Source organism: Photorhabdus sp. P32, assembly GCF_038085095.1.
Taxonomy (GTDB): Bacteria; Pseudomonadota; Gammaproteobacteria; order Enterobacterales; family Enterobacteriaceae; genus Photorhabdus; species Photorhabdus luminescens.
This window is the reverse complement of record NZ_JAZGJN010000103.1, coordinates 1-1,107: the sequence shown is the minus strand read 5'-3', so window position 1 is coordinate 1,107 and position 1,107 is coordinate 1. Positions and strand designations below refer to the sequence as shown.

General features: G+C 45.2%; 1 protein-coding gene and 1 pseudogene. One reads left to right on the top strand and one right to left on the bottom strand.

Annotation, left to right across the window (positions count from 1 at the left end):
- Positions 1 to 608: MFS transporter (locus V2H77_RS00510; protein ID WP_341497238.1), on the bottom strand; the 608-nt coding region annotated here is incomplete at its 3' end.
- Between the two features lie 189 nt (positions 609 to 797).
- Between V2H77_RS00510 and V2H77_RS00505 the strand changes: the two are divergent.
- Positions 798 to 1,107 (top strand): annotated as a pseudogene (locus tag V2H77_RS00505) (30S ribosomal protein S5 alanine N-acetyltransferase); the annotation flags it as partial.

The window sequence follows — 1,107 nt, the reverse complement described above, 5'->3', positions numbered from 1 at the left end:
CGTTCCATCCCTTCCCAGATGGGAGTGCGGGTAGTAGAAATTCGGTAGGCCGGCAGGAATAATGCATTCCAGATGGCTGCCAGAACGAAAACACCGGCACCTGTCCAACAGACAAGTTGGAAATCGTATTGCAGCAGCCAGCTACCAATCAGTGCGCCGATAACCGCACCGGCGCTGTCCTGCATCAACAGCAGAGAGAAGAAACGGCCGCGCTCGTGCGGTCGGGTTAGTTTGATGACCAGTGCGGTCCGGGGAGGATCAAATAAGGTGCCCCCCAGTGCGGATAATATGCAGGCAATCCATAGTATCCACGGTTCGGTGGCTAAGGCGATTAAAGCAAAACCAAGAGCGCGTAATAGCATGCCGGTGACGATCATCGGCTTCGCGCCAAAGCGGTCTGCAATTGCGCCGCCGAAAATGCCTAAGCCCTGTTGTACAAACTGGCGTAAACCAAGCGCAAAACCAACAACCAGCGCGGCCCAACCTAGTTGCTCAACAAAATGTATTGATATTAAAGGAAATACGACGAAGAAACCCAGAACGACTAGCAAGTTATCGAATAACAGGAAGTACTTACCCAGGCTACGTGCTTGTGAAACCAGTGACATTGCTCACCATTGGAGTAGTAAGAAGAGAGGACAGTAATAGTTCCTTTGTATTCTGTACTTAATTTGATCATTAGGATAGTGAGTTATGGATAATATTTTTTTATTGTAAAAGTAATGACTGGAAGCTGTTTTTTACAGATAAATAGCTTAAATTTTTAACGGATAAATTAATATAGTTAGGGAGAAATAATGTTTGGTTATCGTTCCACTTTACCGAAAGTTCGTCTGATAACGGAACGAATGGTGGTGCGTTTGGTATACGAGCGGGATGCTTATCGTTTGGCTGAGTACTATTCAGAAAATCACGAGTTTCTTAAACCTTGGGAGCCGACCAGAGATAGCAGTCATTGCCAGCCTTCTGGCTGGATAAACCGATTGAATTTAATCATAGAAATGCAAAGACAGAGTGCGGCTTTTCATTTTCTGCTACTTGATCCAAATGAAAATGAAGTTATTGGTGTTGCCAATTTCAGTAATATTCTGCGTGGGGCTTTTCATG